The 13,874-nt window shown below is 68.8% G+C and carries 13 protein-coding genes; 11 read left to right on the top strand and 2 right to left on the bottom strand.

The genetic code is table 11. From position 1 onward, the window contains the following. Window positions 1-44: 44 nt before the first annotated feature. Entirely contained in the window at window positions 45-557 is a 513-nt protein-coding gene (locus tag ACFU95_RS25910; RefSeq protein WP_383831822.1) for a DUF1772 domain-containing protein, read from the bottom strand. Window positions 558-761: 204 nt separating this feature from the next. On the opposite strand from ACFU95_RS25910, the gene ACFU95_RS25905 reads away from it, so the two are divergent. The 6 genes from ACFU95_RS25905 to ACFU95_RS25880 all read left to right on the top strand — a co-directional run bounded on the left by ACFU95_RS25905 (window position 762) and on the right by ACFU95_RS25880 (window position 7,794). Beyond that, window positions 762-1,358: a CGNR zinc finger domain-containing protein gene (locus ACFU95_RS25905; protein ID WP_383831820.1), complete on the top strand. Its 597-nt coding sequence runs from the start codon at window positions 762-764 to the stop codon at window positions 1,356-1,358. Between the two features lie 319 nt (window positions 1,359-1,677). Next, on the top strand, window positions 1,678-2,199 hold the full coding sequence (locus tag ACFU95_RS25900; protein WP_010039908.1) for a sigma-70 family RNA polymerase sigma factor: 522 nt from the start codon (window positions 1,678-1,680) through the stop codon (window positions 2,197-2,199). Beyond that, on the top strand, window positions 2,199-3,032 hold the full coding sequence (locus ACFU95_RS25895; RefSeq protein WP_383831818.1) for an anti-sigma factor family protein: 834 nt from the start codon (window positions 2,199-2,201) through the stop codon (window positions 3,030-3,032). The genes ACFU95_RS25900 and ACFU95_RS25895 overlap by 1 nt, the downstream gene beginning before the upstream one ends. 69 nt (window positions 3,033-3,101) lie before the next feature. After that, a complete protein-coding gene (locus ACFU95_RS25890; RefSeq protein WP_383831816.1) occupies window positions 3,102-5,414 on the top strand; it encodes a HelD family protein in 2,313 nt (770 codons plus the stop codon). A 313-nt stretch (window positions 5,415-5,727) separates the two neighbouring features. Beyond that, the gene (locus ACFU95_RS25885; RefSeq protein ID WP_383831814.1) at window positions 5,728-7,152 is read left to right on the top strand and encodes an NAD-dependent malic enzyme; all 1,425 of its coding nucleotides are present in this window, start codon (window positions 5,728-5,730) and stop codon (window positions 7,150-7,152) included. 360 nt (window positions 7,153-7,512) lie between these two features. Further along, entirely contained in the window at window positions 7,513-7,794 is a 282-nt protein-coding gene (locus tag ACFU95_RS25880) for an HU family DNA-binding protein (RefSeq protein ID WP_007498188.1), read from the top strand. Between the two features lie 268 nt (window positions 7,795-8,062). On the opposite strand, the gene murA is transcribed toward ACFU95_RS25880, so the two are convergent. Beyond that, the gene (gene murA / locus ACFU95_RS25875; RefSeq protein WP_383831812.1) at window positions 8,063-9,403 is read right to left on the bottom strand and encodes a UDP-N-acetylglucosamine 1-carboxyvinyltransferase; all 1,341 of its coding nucleotides are present in this window, start codon (window positions 9,401-9,403) and stop codon (window positions 8,063-8,065) included. 309 nt (window positions 9,404-9,712) lie between these two features. Here murA and ACFU95_RS25870 point away from each other — a divergent pair, with 309 nt between their 5' ends. The 5 genes from ACFU95_RS25870 (at window position 9,713) to ACFU95_RS25850 (ending at window position 13,868) form a co-directional block, all read left to right on the top strand. Then, a complete protein-coding gene (locus ACFU95_RS25870; RefSeq protein WP_030054423.1) occupies window positions 9,713-10,285 on the top strand; it encodes a YqgE/AlgH family protein in 573 nt (190 codons plus the stop codon). A gap of 29 nt (window positions 10,286-10,314) precedes the next feature. Continuing rightward, window positions 10,315-10,602: a DUF3039 domain-containing protein gene (locus tag ACFU95_RS25865; RefSeq protein ID WP_030054422.1), complete on the top strand. Its 288-nt coding sequence runs from the start codon at window positions 10,315-10,317 to the stop codon at window positions 10,600-10,602. Between the two features lie 187 nt (window positions 10,603-10,789). Next, entirely contained in the window at window positions 10,790-12,088 is a 1,299-nt protein-coding gene (locus ACFU95_RS25860) for an extracellular solute-binding protein (protein WP_383831809.1), read from the top strand. After that, entirely contained in the window at window positions 12,085-13,020 is a 936-nt protein-coding gene (locus ACFU95_RS25855) for a carbohydrate ABC transporter permease (protein ID WP_383831807.1), read from the top strand. The genes ACFU95_RS25860 and ACFU95_RS25855 overlap by 4 nt, the downstream gene beginning before the upstream one ends. Window positions 13,021-13,034: 14 nt before the next feature. Continuing rightward, window positions 13,035-13,868: a carbohydrate ABC transporter permease gene (locus ACFU95_RS25850; protein ID WP_383831945.1), complete on the top strand. Its 834-nt coding sequence runs from the start codon at window positions 13,035-13,037 to the stop codon at window positions 13,866-13,868. The last annotated feature ends 6 nt before the right edge of the window (window positions 13,869-13,874 follow it).

The following is a 13,874-nucleotide window of genomic DNA, read 5'->3' as shown; positions in this document are numbered from 1 at the left end:
GCTGCCGCCCCCAGACCCCCGCTTCGGCCTGAACGGCCTCGTCCTCACACGCCGGACGGGCTGGGTCGAGCTGACCGGAGCCGCGCCCTGCCGTACAGCACCAGCGCCCGCCCCAGACACCCCACCGCCACCGTCGCCAGCACTGCCCGTACGGCATTCCACGCCAACCACGGGTCCTCGAACGCCTCCCGCAGGGCGGCCGGATCACCGCCCCCCTTCAGACTGTCGTTCAGCGGGATGCTGAAGGCGACGGTGACCACGAAGGCCAGCCCGTACGCGACCGCCGCCGCCCATACCCACCCCCGGTACGACGCCCCGCGCAGCTGCCACGCCGACACCCCCGTCAGCACCAGCGCCCCGAGGAAGCTCAGGAAGAACACCGGGTTCTCGAAGGCGCCGTTGATGTCGCGCATGACGTCGACGTACACCCGGTCGTCGCTGCGCGCCAGCCCCGGCATCACCCCGCAGGCGAAGATGTAGAAGGCCCCGGCGATCAGGCCCATCGCGACCGTGGCCGCGCCCAGTACCGCTCCGGCCATTGCGCTGTTCCGTGTCATGCCCTCCAGTCAACGGACCCGAGGCCCGCCCGGACATGGCCGTCACGCGCAGCCCCATAAGCGGTCGTCCAGCGCCTGCCGCCGGTACGAGGGGTTCCGGCTCCGCTTCTGGGCAGGCACTGTTAGAGGGAACGGTTTCCCAGCTCTCCTCACGGCATCTCACCGACCCCTGCTGACCGGGTGACCCTAGGCGGTGACAGGCACATGGCACTGGGTACGGCCACGGGCCCGTACGAACTGCGATTCGGCGCCGGGCGGATCTCTCTGGATCTCCTCGCGACCACCCACCCCGACGAGCGGTTCGACTCCGTCGAGGTGCTGCGCGCCTGGATCGTCGGGGCCGGTCTGGCGCCACCGGGTACGCCGCTGGCCCACGCCGACGCCGCCTGGCTGGTCGGGTTCCGTGAACTGCGCGGACGTATCGGACAGTTGGTGCGCGGCGGACTCGCCCCCGAGCCCTGGCCGTCGTACGACATCGCGCTCGCCCGGGTCAACGACATCGCCCGCGCGGCGCCGCCCGCCCCCCGTGCCGTACGCGGTGAAGACGGGACCCTCGTCCGGCAGTTGGATCATCCGCCCGAGTGCGCCGCGCTGCTCGGCGCCCTCGCGCGGGACGCCCTGGAACTGCTCACCGATCCGGTCGCGCGGGCTGGGCTCAGGGAGTGCGAGGGAGACAACTGCCCGATCGTTTATGTCGATTCGTCCCGGGGGCGCAGGAGGCGCTGGTGCTCCAGTGAGGTCTGCGGGAACCGGGAAAGGGTGGCCCGGCACCGTCGCCGCGCGGCCCTCGCCCGTGCCTGACAGTCCGTTATGCGGCTTCTGTGGAACGGCTGTCGAAGTGATTTCGATTACATGCCGTTTACCTACGCACCCGTAGGGAAGCTCTTTTTTGATCTTGCCGATGTGACGGAAATGTAAAGATCGCACGGTGGGAATGTGCTGCCATGTCCCGCTCGTCACGTCACTCCGAAGAAAACTGTCGCCTCACTTTGAACGCTCAACGGGCCGCTTCCGTACGGGTGGTCGAGCGACCGACTGGGGGAACCCCCGGACATCGGAGGTGGGCGTGCGCAAGGATTCCGTCGTGGCCAATGAACGTGGATCGAGGGCCCGACATCGCATGTCCCAGCCCTCGGAACCTGATGAGGAGCTGATGCGTGCGCTGTACAGAGAGCACGCCGGACCCCTCCTTGCGTATGTCCTTCGACTGGTCGCCGGTGACCGGCAACGAGCAGAGGACGTCGTGCAGGAGACGCTCATCCGTGCCTGGAAGAACGCCGGACAGCTCAATCGAGCGACCGGATCGGTACGCCCCTGGCTGGTGACGGTCGCACGGCGCATCGTCATCGACGGCCACCGCAGCCGGCAGGCCCGGCCGCAGGAGGTCGACCCGTCGCCGCTGGAGGTCATCCCCGCGGAGGACGAGATCGACAAGGCGCTGTGGCTGATGACGCTGTCGGACGCACTCGACGACCTGACCCCCGCCCACCGGGAGGTCCTGGTCGAGACGTACTTCAAGGGGCGTACGGTCAACGAGGCGGCCGAGACTCTGGGCATACCCAGCGGCACCGTTCGCTCAAGGGTTTTCTATGCCCTGCGGTCGATGAAGCTGGCTCTGGAGGAGCGGGGGGTGACGGCGTGATGAGTGTTTACGGGGGAAACCAGGGATTCGGGATGGGCGGTTCGGGTATGTCTGGTCCCATGCAGGGACATCCGGCCCCGAGCGAGCACGAGACCGTCGGCGCCTATGCCCTCGGGATCCTCGACGACGCCGAGGCAACCGCTTTCGAGGCGCACCTCGCGACCTGCGAATGGTGCGCCCAGCAGCTGGACGAGCTCGCCGGAATGGAACCGATGCTGGCCGCGCTCGCGGACCTGCCCGGTGCCGGTACGCCCGCGATCGGTGACTCCCTCTCCGCCAAGCCCAGCCCGCGCCTGGTGAACAAGCTCGTCGACGAGGTCGCCGAGCGCCGCGCCCAGAAGCGCCGGCGCAGCTTCTACATGGTCGCCGCGGCGGCCGCGCTGATCGTCGGCGGCCCGTTCGTGGCCGTGGCGACGAACGGCGGGGACGGCGCCGGTGGCGGCGAGGAGAACCGGACCGTGCAGGCGGCCAACCCCGCCAAGGACCTGTTCACGGGCATCGAGAACAAGGTCTCGGGGACCGACTCGACGACCGGCGTCAGCGCGACCGTCGCCCTGTCCGAGAAGTTGTGGGGCACCGAGACGGCCCTCGAACTCAAGGGCGTCAAGGGTCCGCTCAAGTGTTCCCTGATCTTCGTCAGCAAGGACGGCGAGCGCGAGACGGCCGCCTCCTGGTCCGTCCCGAAGTGGGGCTACGGCATCCCGGACGCCAAGACCGAGCAGGCCAGGAACCCTCTCTACGTCAGCGGCGGCGTCTCGATGGCCCCCGACGACGTCGATCACGTCGAGGTCATGGACTTCGACGGAAAGAAGATCGTCGAGGTCGACGTGTAGTCGCCGTAGCGATTCCGGGTCTCCTTCGCGTACGGTTGACGGCTGCCCAGCACGTCAGAAGGGGGCCCGGTGGCCGCTCAGGCTTCGCAGGAAACCGCGCTCGAAGACTCCTTGAGAGATCGGGAGATCGGCGTCGAACAGGAACACCTGGACCGGGTGTACCGACGGCTCGAGGAGAAGATCCACGAGGCGGAGTTCCTCATGAACGACGCGGCCAAGCGCGGCCAGGTCGGTACGCCCGGCGCACTCGCCGAGCGGGACGCGCAGGTCTTCCGGGCGGGCGTCCACCTCAACCGGCTCAACAACGAGTTCGAGGACTTCCTCTTCGGCCGGATCGACCTGCTGCCCGGCAGGGACGGCAAGAAGGGACCCGACGGCGCGTACACCGCCGTCGAGCCCGCCGAGGGCGCGATCCGCGAGGACAACACCGCCGACATCGCCGAGACGCTGCACATCGGCCGCATCGGTGTGCTCGACCAGGACTACGCCCCGCTGGTCATCGACTGGCGGGCCCCGGCCGCGGCGCCGTTCTACCGCTCCACCCCGGTGGACCCGGGGCGGGTCGTACGGCGCCGGGTCATCCGCTCCAAGGGCCGCCGGGTGCTGGGCGTCGAGGACGACCTGATGCGCCCCGAGCTCAAGGCGTTCCTGCGCGGGGACGAGCTGGCCGTCATCGGTGACGGCGCCCTCATGGCCGCCCTCGGCCAGGCCCGCAGCCACACCATGCGGGACATCGTGGCCTCCATCCAGGCCGAGCAGGACCTGGTCATCCGCGCCCCCGCCGCCTCCGTGACCTACGTCGAGGGCGGCCCCGGCACGGGCAAGACGGCCGTGGCCCTGCACCGCGCCGCCTACCTCCTCTACCAGGACCGGCGCCGGTACGCGGGCGGCATCCTGATCGTCTCCCCGACCCCGCTCCTCGTGGCGTACACCGAGGGCGTGCTCCCATCCCTCGGTGAGGAGGGCCAGGTCGCCATCCGCGCGATCGGCTCGCTCGTCGACGGCGCCGAGGCCACGCTGTACGACTCCCCGTCCACGGCCCGCGCCAAGGGCTCGTACCGCATGCTCAAGGTGCTGCGGAAGGCCGCCCGCGGAGCCCTGGAACTGAACGATTCGCCGACCCGGCTCAGAGTCGTCGCCTTCGGCCGCCGGCTCGAACTGGAGGCCGGGGAGCTGGAGCGGATCCGCCGCAACGCCCTCGGCGGTACGGCCCCCGTGAACCTGCTGCGCCCGCGCGCCCGCAAACTGCTGCTCGACGCCCTGTGGACGCAGTCGGGCGGCGCTTCCCGCCACTCCGACCCCGAGCTGGCCGCCGAGCTGCGCTCCTCCTTCGACGAGGACGTCAGCACCGAGGACAGCTTCATCGCCTTCCTCGACGCCTGGTGGCCGGAGCTGACCCCGAAGAGCGTCATGACGGCCATGGCCGACGAACGCCGCCTCGGCCGCTGGGCCCGCCGGATCCTCAACCCCGGCGAGGTGCGCAAGGTCGCCCGCTCGCTCAAGCGGGACGGGTACTCCGTGCACGACATCGCCATGCTCGACGAACTCCAGGCGACCCTCGGCACCCCGGCCCGCCCCAGGAAGAAGCGCGAGCTGGACCCGCTCGACCAGCTCACCGGCCTGGAGGAGCTGATGCCGGTGCGCGAGGAGTCGCAGCGCGAGCGCGCCGAGCGGCTGGCGGCCGAGCGCACCGAGTACGCCCACGTGATCATCGACGAGGCCCAGGACGTCACGCCGATGCAGTGGCGGATGCTCGGACGCAGGGGCCGCCACGCGACCTGGACGGTCGTCGGCGACCCGGCCCAGTCGTCCTGGTCCGACGTCGACGAGGCGGCCGAGGCACGCGACGAGGCACTGGGCACCCGCCCGCGCCGTCGCTTCCAGCTCACCGTGAACTACCGCAACCCGGCCGAGATCGCCCAGCTGGCGGCGAAGGTGCTGGCGCTGGCCATGCCGGGCTCGACCTCGCCGTCGGCCGTCCGCTCCACCGGCGTCGAGCCACGTTTTGTGACGACGAACAACGCACGCGGCACTGTCGTACGGGACTCCCTCGCGCACACCGTCCGCGAGGAGGCCGCCCGGCTGCTCGACCGCGTCGACGGCACGGTCGGAGTCGTCGTCGCCATGCAGCGGCGCGACGAGGCGGCCAAGTGGCTCGCCGGACTCGGCGACCGCGTCGTGGCGCTCGGCAGCCTGGAGGCGAAGGGGCTGGAGTACGACGCGACGGTCGTCGTCTCCCCGGCGGAGATCGCGGACGAGTCACCCGCCGGACTGCGCGTGCTGTACGTCGCGCTGACCCGGGCCACCCAGCAGCTCACGGTGGTGTCGGGGGAGCGGGACGAGCCGGACGCGTCCGGGGTGCCGGACCTGCTCCGAGATTGATCCGGAAGAACCGCCGGTACGGGAATGGCCCTACGGGATCTGTTTGTTAGCCTGGGTGTGGCACCGGCTCGATCCAAGCCCCCGGGCCCAACCTTCGTCGCTACGAGCGACCACTTGCCGCGAGGCGAGCATGGCGGGTCGGTGTCATGAACGGAGAGAAGGGACCCACGTCATCAAGTGACGTGGGTCTCTTTTCATGAGAAGGCGTGGCGAACAATACGTTCGCAATTCAAGCCCGGCTAACTCCTACTCGGCGGTAGGTGCGACGATCGGACGGCATCCAGCGCACAGGTGAAAGCAGAGGAAGTCGGCCATGGCAACGGCGCCCAGCGTCTCCTACTCGATGACGGTCCGGCTGGAGGTGCCCGCGAGCGGAACCGCGGTCTCTCAGCTCACCGGAGCCGTCGAGTCCCACGGAGGCTCGGTCACCGGCCTCGACGTCACCGCCTCCGGGCACGAGAAGCTCCGCATCGACGTCACCATCGCGGCCACGTCCACCGCGCACGCGGACGAGATCGTCGAGCAGCTGCGCACCATCGAGGGCGTCACGCTCGGCAAGGTCTCCGACCGTACGTTCCTGATGCACCTCGGCGGCAAGATCGAGATGGCGTCCAAGCACCCCATCCGCAACCGTGACGACCTCTCGATGATCTACACGCCCGGCGTGGCCCGGGTCTGCATGGCGATCGCCGAGAACCCCGAGGACGCCCGGCGTCTGACCATCAAGCGCAATTCCGTTGCGGTTGTGACGGACGGTTCGGCGGTGCTGGGCCTCGGCAACATCGGCCCGAAGGCCGCGCTGCCCGTCATGGAGGGCAAGGCCGCCCTCTTCAAGCGCTTCGCCGGCATCGACGCCTGGCCGATCTGCCTGGACACCCAGGACACCGACGCGATCGTCGAGATCGTCAAGGCGATCGCCCCCGGGTTCGCCGGCATCAACCTCGAGGACATCTCCGCGCCCCGCTGCTTCGAGATCGAGGCGCGGCTGCGCGAGGCCCTCGACATCCCCGTCTTCCACGACGACCAGCACGGCACGGCCATCGTGGTCCTCGCCGCCCTCACCAACGCACTTCGCGTGGCGAGCAAGGCGATCGAGAACATCCGCGTCGTCATGTCCGGCGCCGGCGCGGCCGGTACGGCCATCCTCAAGCTGCTGCTCGCGGCGGGCGTGAAGAACGCCGTCGTCGCCGACATCCACGGCGTCGTGCACGCCGGCCGCGAGGACCTGCGGGACGCCCCCGCGGACTCGCCGCTGCGCTGGATCGCCGACAACACCAACCCCGAGGGCCTGACCGGCACGCTGAAGGAGGCCGTGCGCGGCGCGGACGTCTTCATCGGCGTCTCGGCCCCGAACGTTCTCGACGGCGACGACGTGGCCGCCATGGCCGACGACGCGATCGTGTTCGCGCTCGCGAACCCGGACCCCGAGGTCGACCCGGCAATCGCCCGTCAGACGGCCGCAGTTGTGGCCACGGGCCGCTCCGACTTCCCGAACCAGATCAACAACGTGCTGGTCTTCCCGGGCGTCTTCCGCGGTCTGCTGGACGCGCAGTCCCGCACGGTCAACACCGAGATGATGCTCGCGGCCGCGAAGGCGCTGGCGGATGTCGTGACCGAGGACGAGCTGAACCCGAACTACATCATCCCGAGCGTGTTCAACGACAAGGTCGCGGGCGCGGTCGCCGGCGCGGTGCGGGAGGCCGCGAAGGCCGTCTCTGCCGCGGGTTCGGGCGAGTAACCACCCGGTACGAGTGCCTCACAGCCCCGCGAAGTGTGCACGGGCTGTGAGGATCGCCACGGCAAGCCCTTGTAACGGCGCGTCGTGGAACCAAGGGCCTCTGGACGCCGTTTATCGTGACGGCCACGTTCAGACCCTCTCTTCGTGTGACTCCCAAGGGTTGTCTCACGACTCCTCCGGGCGCCGGATTGGCTTTCCCGCCGCAGGTAGGGGCAGGATGCGTCTCTGGGCGCGAGGGTCTGACGACGGACCCGGGTCCCGGGTCTCACCGAGGACCCTGGCAGCATCGACATCGCTGTGCCCGACATGCGGCTACGCCGCGTGGCACGCCTCAAGGCAAATGAACACGGGAGTAACAACATGAACCGCAGTGAGCTGGTGGCCGCGCTGGCCGACCGTGCCGAGGTGACCCGCAAGGACGCCGACGCCGTGCTGGCCGCGTTCGCCGAGACCGTCGGCGAGGTTGTCGCCAAGGGCGACGAGAAGGTCACCATCCCTGGCTTCCTGACCTTTGAGCGCACCCACCGTGCCGCTCGCACCGCCCGCAACCCGCAGACCGGCGACCCGATCCAGATCCCGGCCGGCTACAGCGTGAAGGTCTCCGCGGGCTCGAAGCTCAAGGAAGCCGCCAAGGGCAAGTGACCTTGCCGTCTGTACGCCACGGGACGGCGTGCGGCTTGTAGAACGCCGATGGGGCGGCGCCCGGTTCTCGGGTGCCGCCCCATCGTGGTTGCTCTCACCGATGGCCTCAAACGCCGGCCGGGCTGGAATTACCCCAGCGCCTTGCCGGGCAGTTCGACCTTCGCGCCCAGCTCGACGAGCTTCTCCATGCTGTGCCTGCCCGGGGGCCGACCCCCGGACCCCCAGCCGAGGACCGGCGTGTCCGCGGCCGGGGGTCAGGAGATCGCCGTCAGCCCAGCGCCTTGCCGGGCAGCTCGACCTTCGCGCCCAGCTCCACGAGCTTCTCCATGAAGTTCTCGTAGCCGCGGTTGATGAGGTCGATGCCGTGGACCCGGGAGGTGCCCTGGGCCGCCAGGGCCGCGATGAGGTACGAGAAGCCGCCGCGGAGGTCGGGGATGACCAGGTCGGCGCCCTGGAGCTTGGTGGGGCCCGAGACGACGGCGGAGTGCAGGAAGTTGCGCTGGCCGAAGCGGCAGTCGGAGTTGCCGAGGCACTCGCGGTAGAGCTGGATGTGAGCGCCCATCTGGTTCAGGGCCGAGGTGAAGCCGAGACGGGACTCGTAGACCGTCTCGTGGACGATGGACAGGCCCGTCGCCTGCGTGAGGGCCACCACCAGCGGCTGCTGCCAGTCCGTCTGGAAGCCGGGGTGCACGTCCGTTTCGAGGGCGATGGACTTCAACTGGCCGCCCGGGTGCCAGAAACGGATGCCCTCGTCGTCGATCTCGAAGGCACCGCCCACCTTCCGGTAGGTGTTGAGGAACGTCATCATCGAGCGCTGCTGGGCGCCACGGACGTAGATGTTGCCCTCGGTCGCCAGCGCCGCGGACGCCCAGGAGGCGGCCTCCAGGCGGTCCGAGAGGGCGCGGTGGGTGTAACCGCCGAGGCTGTCCACACCGGTGATGCGGATGGTGCGGTCGGTGTCCATCGCGATGATGGCGCCCATCTTCTGCAGCACGCAGATGAGGTCCTCGATCTCCGGCTCCACGGCCGCGTTCGAGAGCTCGGTGACGCCTTCGGCGAGGACGGCCGTCAGCAGGACCTGCTCGGTCGCGCCCACGGACGGGTACGGCAGCCGGATCTTCGTACCGCGCAGCCGCTGCGGAGCCTCCAGGTACTGCCCGTCGGCCCGCTTCTCGATCGTCGCGCCGAACTGCCGCAGTACCTCGAAGTGGAAGTCGATGGGACGGCCGCCGATGTCGCAGCCGCCCAGGCCCGGGATGAAGGCGTGCCCGAGGCGGTGCAGCAGCGGACCGCACAGGAGGATCGGGATACGGCTGGAACCCGCGTGGGCATCGATGTCAGCGACGTTCGCGCTCTCCACGTGGGAGGGGTCCATCACCAACTCGCCCGGTTCCTCACCCGGACGGACCGTCACCCCGTGCAACTGGAGCAGACCGCGTACGACCCGCACGTCACGGATGTCCGGCACGTTGCGCATTCGACTCGGCGCGCTGCCCAGCAGGGCAGCCACCATGGCCTTCGGTACGAGGTTCTTCGCACCGCGGACACGGATCTCGCCCTCCAGCGGGGTTCCGCCGTGGACAAGCAGGACATCGTCGTTGACGGTCATGTATCTCGCGTTCCGATGAGTTGGGCAGGGGCCAGGAGGGAAAGGGTAATCGCCGTCGGCCCCCCTTCCGTAAGCCCGAGGACGGCTCAGGATCGTCATAGCTCTGTCACAACACGAAACGTTCCCCGCCGGGCACAAGCGGTCACCGTCCCGGCCGTGCGCCCGCCGACGCTCCTTTCCGCCCTCCCGTCTCCCACCACCACCCCCAAACGAGGCCTTACCAGGCCGCTCCTCCAATTCATGGCTGCATTCACTCCCGAACCGGCATTGCCTCCCCACATGAAGGGAAGATGCGGGATCATGTCTGGCATGACCGAGGTGTCCTCGCTCACAGGGCGGTTGCTCGTGGCCACGCCCGCCCTGGCGGACCCGAACTTCGACCGCGCGGTGGTGCTCCTTCTCGACCACGACGAGGAGGGCTCCCTTGGTGTCGTCCTCAACCGTCCCACCCCCGTGGACGTCGGTGACATCCTGGAGGGCTGGGCGGACCTGGCGGGCGAACCCGGTGTCGTCTTCCAGGGCGGCCCGGTGTCGCTGGACTCGGCGCTCGGTGTCGCCGTCATCCCCGGTGACGCGAACGGCGAGAGCGCCCCGCTGGGCTGGCGCCGGGTGCACGGCGCGATCGGGCTCGTGGACCTGGAGGCACCGCCGGAACTGCTCGCCTCGGCCGTCGGCAGCCTGCGGATCTTCGCCGGATACGCCGGCTGGGGACCCGGCCAGCTGGAGGACGAGCTGGTGGAGGGCGCCTGGTACGTCGTCGAGTCGGAGCCCGGAGACGTGTCCTCGCCGTCGCCGGAAAGACTCTGGCGCGAGGTCCTGCGCCGGCAGCGCAACGAGCTCGCGATGGTGGCCACGTACCCCGACGACCCTTCGCTCAACTGATGCGTGTGAGCTTCAGTACTCTTGGCGGTATGAGCACTCTCGAGCCCGAGCGCGGGACTGGTACGGGGACCCTCGTCGAGCCCACGCCGCAGACTTCCCACGGCGACGGCGACCACGAGCGCTTCGCCCACTACGTCCAGAAGGACAAGATCATGGCGAGCGCCCTCGACGGCACCCCCGTCGTGGCGCTCTGCGGCAAGGTCTGGGTGCCCGGCCGCGACCCCAAGAAGTACCCGGTGTGTCCCATGTGCAAGGAGATCTACGAGTCCATGGGCGCCGGCGGCGACGACAAGGGCAAGGGCGGCGACAAGAAGTAACCCCTCCCTCGGTCTGAGGTCATCGAGGCCCCCGGGGCGCGTTTCGGCGCGCCCCGGGGGCCTTCGCGTGTCACGAAGTGGTTGAGACCTCTTGTGGACATGTTCGCGTAGTCCCTAGGCTCCGATGCGTTGTGCAGAGCGAAACCGTCATTGCATATGTTGCAACGCACGCTCGGAGGACCGCTCCATGAAGCTCGCCCCCAGACTCGCCGTACTGCTCACCGCCCTGGCCGTCAGCGCCTGCGCCTGCGCCCCGCAGACCTCCACCAACTCCTCCTCCGACAAGGACGAGAAGACCGGCACCCTGCGGGTCTGGCTCTTCCAGGAAGTCGGCAACAAGCCGAAGGAGAAGGTCGTCGACTCCGTCGTCACCGCCTTCGAGAAGGCCCATGACGGCACGAAGGTCGACGTCGAGTACATCCCGGTCGAGACCCGCGCCCAGCGCGTCAAGGCCGCCTTCAACGACCCGAAGTCCGCCCCCGACGTCATCGAGTACGGGAACACCGACACCGCCGGCTATGTGAAGGACGGCGGACTCCTCGACGTGTCGAAGGAGTTCGGCGACTGGAACGAGGCGAAGGACACCGACCCCACGGCCAGGCAGTCCGTCACCGTGGACGGCAAGGTCTACGGCGCGCCCTTCTACGTCGGTGTCCGCGCCCTGTACTACCGCACCGACGTCTTCGCGGAACTCGGCCTCGAAGTGCCGAAGACCATGGCCGAGTTGGCGACCACGGCCCGCAGGATCCGTGCCGAGAAGCCCGAGCTGTACGGGCTCGTCGTCGGCGGGGCGTACACCTACGGCGCGATGCCGTTCGTGTGGGCCAACGGCGGCGAACTCGCCACCGGCAAGGGCGGCACGTACGCCTCGGCGATCGACAGCGCCGCCGCCCGGAAGGGCATCAAGGCGTACACGTCCCTGTTCAGCGACGACAACTGTCCCGCGGCCAAGTGCGCGGGCATGGGCGGCAACGACACGGTCACCGCGTTCGCGGCCGGCAAGGCGGGCATGGCGATCGGCGGTGACTTCAGCCATGCGGCGGTGGAGGCCGGGAAGGTCAAGGGCAAGTACGCGGTCGTGCCGCTGCCGGGGGTCGGGGCAGGGTCCGTCGCGCCGGCGTTCGCCGGGGGCAACAACATCGGTGTCCTGAAGAGCACGTCGCATCGGACGCTGGCGGTTCAGCTGATGGAGCAGTTGGCGTCCAAGGAGACGCAGGCGTCGATGTTCGAGGCGATGGGGTTCTTGCCGACGTTCGGGGATGTGCGTCAGCGGGCCGCGGCGGAGAAGCCGTACGTGAAGCCGTTCGTCGAGACGCTGGCGGCGGGGACGAAGTTCGTTCCCGCCTCGCCCGCCTGGTCCGCAATCGACTCGTCTCTTGTGCTGCCGACGATGTTCCAGGAGGTCATCAGCGGTAAGAAGGATGTCGCCGGGGCGTCGGGGGACGCGGCCAGGAAGATGGACGAGGCGTTTGGCTCCGCCGGATGACGGCGCCTACCGGGGTGCGGGTCGAGGGTCCCCCGCGCCCCTACGGGCGTCCGCGTGGGCGGAGTCGGCAAGTCCCCTGGCTCTATCTCGCTCCCGCCCTTGTCGTCCTCGGTGGGCTGCTCGTCTATCCCGTCTACCAGCTCGGGCTGATCTCGTTCTTCGAGTACACGCAGGCTCAGGTCAGTGGCGGAGAGCCGACGACCTTCCAGGGGTTCGGGAACTATGCCGAGCTCTTCGGCGATCCGCAGTTCTGGCAGGTGCTGCTGACCACCGTCGTCTTCGCGGCGGCCTGTGTGGTGTCGACGCTCGCCGTCGGGTGTGCGCTCGCCGTGCTGCTCACGCGCATACGTGCTGTGCCTCGGCTCGCCTTGATGCTGGCCGCGTTGGGGGCCTGGGCGACGCCCGCGATCACCGGGTCGACCGTCTGGCTGTTCCTGTTCGACCCGGACTTCGGGCCGGTGAACCGTGTCCTCGGGCTCGGTGACCACTCCTGGACGTATGGACGCCTCAGCGCCTTCTTCCTGGTGCTGCTCGAAGTCGTGTGGTGCTCCTTCCCGTTCGTGATGGTGACGGTGTACGCCGGGATCAGGGCCGTTCCCGCCGAGGTGCTGGAGGCCGCCGCGCTGGACGGTGCCTCGCAGTGGCGGATCTGGCGGTCGGTGCTGGCGCCGATGCTGCGGCCCATCCTGGTGGTCGTCACCATCCAGTCGGTCATCTGGGACTTCAAGGTCTTCACGCAGATCTATGTGATGACCAACGGCGGCGGCATCGCGGGGCAGAACCTCGTCCTGAACGTGTACGCCTACCAGAAGGCGTTCGCGTCCTCGCAGTACAGCCTGGGCTCGGCGATCGGCGTCGTGATGCTGCTGATCCTGCTGGCCGTGACGCTCGTGTATCTGCGGCTGCTGCGCAGGCAGGGGGAGGAACTGTGAGTTCCGTGCATCCGATGAGGCTCGTACGGCGTCCCTGGCGGCTGCTCGCGGAGGTGTCCGCGCTGCTGATCGCCGTCGTGGTGGCCTTTCCGCTCTACTGGATGGTGCTCAGCGCCTTCAAACCGGCTGGGGAGATCGAGTCGAGCGAGCCACGGCCCTGGACGCTCGCTCCCTCGCTGGATTCCTTCCGGCGGGTCTTCGAGCAGAACGATTTCGGCCGCTACTTCCTCAACAGCCTGGTCGTCGCGTGCACGGTCGTGATCGTCTCGGCGCTGATCGCGTTTCTCGCCGCGACCGCGGTGACACGATTCCGCTTCCGCTTCCGGACGACCTTGCTGATCATGTTTCTGGTGGCCCAGATGGTGCCGGTGGAGGCCCTGACGATCCCCCTCTTCTTCCTCATGCGGGACTTCGGGCAACTGAACACGCTCGGCTCGCTGATCCTGCCGCACATCGCCTTCTCGCTGCCCTTCGCGATCTGGATGCTGCGGGGGTTTGTGAAGGCGGTTCCGGAGGCCCTGGAGGAGGCCGCGTACATGGACGGGGCGAGCCGGTCCCGATTCCTGTGGCAGATCCTTTTCCCGCTGGTCTTCCCGGGGCTGGTGGCGACGAGCGTGTTTTCCTTCATCTCGGCCTGGAACGACTTCCTGTTCGCCAAGTCCTTCATCATCAGCGACACTTCGCAGTCAACCCTGCCGATGGCCCTGCTTGTCTTCTACAAGCCGGACGAGCCGGACTGGGGCGGCGTGATGGCGGCCTCCACGGTGATGACGATTCCGGTGCTGATCTTCTTCGTACTGGTGCAGCGGCGTCTGGTGTCCGGGCTCGGCGGCGCGGTCAAGGACTGAAAGGTC

This window comes from Streptomyces sp. NPDC057623 (assembly GCF_042800355.1).
GTDB lineage: Bacteria > Actinomycetota > Actinomycetes > Streptomycetales > Streptomycetaceae > Streptomyces.
The sequence above is the reverse complement of the archived record's forward strand: the minus strand, read 5'-3'. Positions and strand labels throughout refer to the sequence as shown.